This is a genomic window from Moorena sp. SIO4E2 (genome assembly GCF_010671945.1).
Lineage (GTDB): Bacteria > Cyanobacteriota > Cyanobacteriia > Cyanobacteriales > Coleofasciculaceae > Moorena > Moorena producens.
The window spans coordinates 1-4,639 of the sequence record NZ_JAAHIE010000544.1; the positions used below are offsets into that span (position 1 = coordinate 1).

3 protein-coding genes and 1 pseudogene are annotated in these 4,639 nt (G+C 41.3%); all 4 read right to left on the reverse strand.

Features of this window, described 5'->3' with window-relative positions; genetic code table 11:
- Positions 1–1,242, reverse strand: a 1,242-nt coding sequence (locus F6K37_RS32585) for an SAV_2336 N-terminal domain-related protein (RefSeq protein WP_287254782.1), incomplete at its 3' end; no start/stop codon positions are given.
- A 12-nt stretch (positions 1,243–1,254) separates the two neighbouring features.
- Positions 1,255–2,352 (reverse strand): AAA family ATPase, encoded by a 1,098-nt coding sequence (locus tag F6K37_RS32590; RefSeq protein ID WP_287254783.1) that lies wholly within the window; start codon positions 2,350–2,352, stop codon positions 1,255–1,257.
- A 1-nt stretch (position 2,353) separates the two neighbouring features.
- Positions 2,354–4,288, reverse strand: a complete 1,935-nt coding sequence (locus F6K37_RS32595; protein WP_287254785.1) for a VMAP-C domain-containing protein — start codon at positions 4,286–4,288, stop codon at positions 2,354–2,356.
- 9 nt (positions 4,289–4,297) lie between these two features.
- Positions 4,298–4,639: pseudogene (locus tag F6K37_RS32600) on the reverse strand (hypothetical protein); the annotation flags it as partial.

Below are 4,639 nucleotides of genomic sequence, written 5' to 3' on the forward strand. Positions count from 1 at the left end.
GCTATCGGGTAAAAACCACTGTTGTGCCAAGCGCATCACTGGAGGAATCAGGGGAACAGCAGCCAGAACTTCCGCAAGTTCTCGGGCTTTGGGGCTAGCATTAGCCAAGAATCCTCTCAGTAACTGTTCGGGAGTTTCCGCCACTGATTCAGTAGGATTCGTTTTCGCTGTTTCGGAGCTATCCTGTCTAATATCCTGTCTAATTAAAACTCCTTGAATCGAATTGCTGCCACTGCCGGTGGTAAAATTCGCCCAAGTGCTCAAGTGGTTAACAGATAAATTGAAAATTGGAAATTGATATAACCTAGCAGTTGTACGAAGCCTAGCTCCTACTTCTAACATGGAGTTAGGGGACTCTGGCTGACGAGCAATTAATGGTCGTTGAATTGCCTGATCTAGAGCTGTGCGCTGCCATAGGGTTTGAGGAAAAACATGGGCAATACTAACAGGATGCTGTTCTCCTAATTCTGCTAAAACCTCAAAGGCTTGACTGGAATACCAAGCTTTTCCCAAAGTATCCGTTAAGGCAATAAAGAGTCGATGTCCTCCTGGTGCAATCAGGCTACGAACATCCCGTTCAATCCGGTCAACACCTGAAAACAATTGGGGCGTAGGTTCTCTTGTATCGAAGTGCCAAATCCGGACATCCCGGAAAAACCCTTGCCAGCGAAAAAGGGTTGCCACCCCTTCTGCTAAATCTCCCCAAAATGCCATGGAAGGGGAGCAATCAATCAATAAATGTACCTCAAACCATCGCTCTAGGGGAGAACGAAATGCCAGCATTGGCAATCCATCAGCTTCCGCTGTTTGTTCAACGGTTGCCTCAATATCCAGTTCATTGGCTAGCAGTCCAGGAACACGTTTAGATAAAGGCAACAGTGCTTTACTGATTTCCCTAGGTTTCGGTAAGGGAAAGGGGTCAGGAACACGAATAGGAGAGCTGTAATTACTGGACGATGATTCGGGTTTTTGAGGGGAAGTCGGGGCATGGTCGGACGGTTTAGGATAAGTCCTAATCGGTATCTTTTGTTCTGCTTTTTCTGTTACTGAGGGAGGAGTCTTTGGATAATTGTCTGAGGGATTTTCAGTGGATGATTCCTGATACAAATAGTCTAAATCCTCTGGTGGTTTGATGTCTTGAGACAATGGAGGAGCAACAATACGATCTACGTGAGCCAAGCACCAGATCAGCTCTGCCACTTCTGTATCATCTTCCCACCATTGATTTTTTTCACTCACCATTTACCCCTGACCTCACAGTGATTTGAAGATAGTATTCAATACATCTTTCCGTTTTTCTTCAGTCAGGTCATCTCCTTGTAGTAATAAATAGATAGCATTCAACAATTGATCCGTCGCTAACGTTGTGTCTCTTGCCTTAATCCGTGTCAAAAATTCCTTGATTAATTTCCGAGCTGGCTGATCCAGTTGCTTTAAATCGGTGGCATCAAAGCGGTTTTCTAAAATTTGATAAAAACCCTCTTCGGTATCAGGTTGCTTGAGAGATAACCGTAGACATCGGCGTAGAAAGGCTGGTGGAAACTCCCGTGCTTCATTACTGGTCATCAAGACTAAGGGAAACTCTTGACATTGAATTAATCCTTTGTCAACCGAAACTTTTTCATCACTATCATTGCTGTGACTGCGGTAAGGAAGTACCTTTTGGGAGTCCGTGTTTAAGCGAGAAAGTTCTGGAATCTCAAAAAATCCTTCCTCAAATATATGTAAGAGATCATTGGGCATATCAATATCACTCTTATCAATTTCGTCAATTAACAGCACTGCCGGTCTACGGGGTTGAGATTGATGAAATGCCATACCCATTGGTCTTAATCTTAAATAGTTACCAATGTCAGGTTCTTCAATTTTCTCTGTGTTACCAACTTGTTGCCTCAGTAAAGACACTTCTTGTAGTCGCCCAATGGCATCGTAGGCATAGAGACCATCTTTCAAAGTAGTGCGAGAAACAATTGACCAGCGGTAAGGCCCCGGTAGTCCCAATTCAGCTGCTACCGCATAGGCTAAGGATGTTTTGCCAGTACCGGGATTTCCTTCAATCAGTAAAGGGCGACGTAAACACAATGCAGCATTCACCAATTCTACCGCTTGCTTGGTCGGAACAAACCCCAATGCCCTTGGATTAATCTTTCTTACGATGTCTTGGGTATTTTTTGATTCTGCTTTTTCACGCCATTGCTCAACTGACAGACCAAAGGTGCGCCAAGGCGGGGGCGGTGGCATACGACTCAGATGTTGTTGTTGCTCTTCTGGAGTTGGTAAACTTTCCGCACTAAGGGTTAAGCCCCGGTAGATGCGAAGATCCTGCTGGTCAGATGTTGGGTCTTTTGGCATTTTAGTCCACTACGTCGGTATTCAAGGGTCTAGAGCTTCGGGAAGGCTTCGGATATAAATCATCCCAGAGAAGGGTTACTTCTAAGTCTTTGTATTTTTTGTCTTGGCGTAATTTGAGTATTTTGTTAGGCCAATTTTGCCATTCTGAGAGGTTTAGATGCTCTCCTTCAATCAGAGGTTGGTTCACGTTCCGACTCCAGACCGCAATGGGTAAAGCCTCTTCAATTCTTTCTAGATCGGAATCTGATGGGTCTGTACCCATATAATAGATATCATCCCCTTCAAATTCCCCAGGGACACTGGGTTCAGTTACTGGATTATTTACATCATTCCATAACCCTTGCTTCTTGACTTCAATCTCATCACGAATCTCAAGAAAATCTTGATCAAAATATCGTTCAAAGGAGTTGATAAAAATTGGATACTCCTCACCCAGGGGTGTTAGGTTTCTCCCTCGCTTAAACCTAATATTATCCAATTGTGTTTTGAAATAGTTGAAGGGAAGAAAATACTCAATTGTTAAATTAACTCGTGCAGGTAAACTATAACGAGCCTTGCGAATTAAGTTGGGCAAAATTTTTTCAAGATTAGTGTATAAACTCTCATTCTCTTGCTCAGGGAAACTCTCTTCACTTTCCCGAGGTTCTAAGCGTATCTTCTCTGCAAACCGACCAAGTGGTAAATCCTGACTTTCCAGCCAAAGACTCATACTCAAAAATAATGCACCAGAGGCTTGTCCTGTACCATTATCATTATCAACCTCTGGTTCAATTTCAACTTGAAGTCGCGGTTTTTCTTTCTTAATCAGTTCTTGAAATTTTAAATCAGCTTTTTTAACAGATTCTTGGATTGTAGAGAGGTTTGCCTCTTCTCTATATTTTATAACTTCCTGTTGCCAATTTTTAATAGTATTAGCAAGTAGCCTCAATGATATATTATTCTGTTTATAAAATCTTTGGCGACACCATTCTGCACAAGCCACTAGAGGGCATATTCCTCTTGAAACTGGTTTTTCTCCTAATTCAGTCAGTCTTTTTTTGATTTCTGTACAATCCAGAATAAATTCATCGTATAAGACAAGATTTTCAATATTTTTAGAGCTTAAAATAAAGGAGTTAAGCTGAAGTAAGCTATCTTCTGGGTGTTTCTTTAATTCAGCAAAAAGTTTGCTAATCAGTTCATCTTGCTTTTCTTCCCATGTTTGTCTAGTCTTAGGCAGAATGGGAAAGAAAATAGCAGATATCTCAGAGCCAGAAGCTGAGTAGGAAGCACGTTGATTTGAGCAAATAATCTGATTAATTTGGTCAACTAGATAATCTAGAGGAATATATAAATTATCGTAGTTTTTTAAATCGTTAATAACTTGCTCCAAAGCGCTAGAAAATACATCTTCTTTTGCTGTATCTTTGGCACGACAAGCCGCAATCCCATGAACTGCGATACCTGCTCCTTTTACCGGTTGGTATTTCTGAACAACTTGTGTAGTAAATTTAGAGACATCACTTATTCCGACCCCAGAATAACAAGTATCAATAATATACAGGATTTGTTTGATCTTAACTCCTTCATTGTTCAAAGGACGAACTAACTCTTCCGTTGGTAATGATGTCTGAGGAAGTTGATTTAGAACCGTATCTTCCATTAAAAGATAATGTCTATCTCCTTGGCAATATTCACCATGACCGGAATAGTAAAAGATTACGCGATCGCTCTCACATCGTTCTTGCTGAAGCCAATTTGAAAATTCTTTGATTAACTCATCTTTCTTCGGATTTAAACGAAGATTTGTCAATGCTTCTTCATATCCAAATTGCTGAGTGAATAAATCAACCACTCTCTGTAAGTCTGTCGGCACACTATCCAATTTATCTACATCCTGATCGTTGTAATTACTTGTGCCACAAGCGATTAAATAATACCTGGATTTTTCCGCCATATACCTCGTCTACTCATCCATCAAGCCTAACTTAATAGCTTCTCCTGTTTCAGATGCTGTAAAATAGTTACTAGCATTGTGAGCATCAGACCCATTATAAATAAGTTTATCTTCCACTAACCCATCAAATAAAGGATTTAATTCTTTTTCTAAAGCAACAATATCTCCTGCATCCGCAATATTGATCCACTGTTTGACACTTCCCGGCCAAGACCCCAAATTAGAGACCGGTGAGGGTTCCAGGCGATCAAAAATCAGCCCTTTTATCCCCAATGGGGAACCTAGAGTCACAAAAACCTCCACTGACCATTCTGGGTGTTGGCATAGGGCTTCGTAACAGACAACTGACCC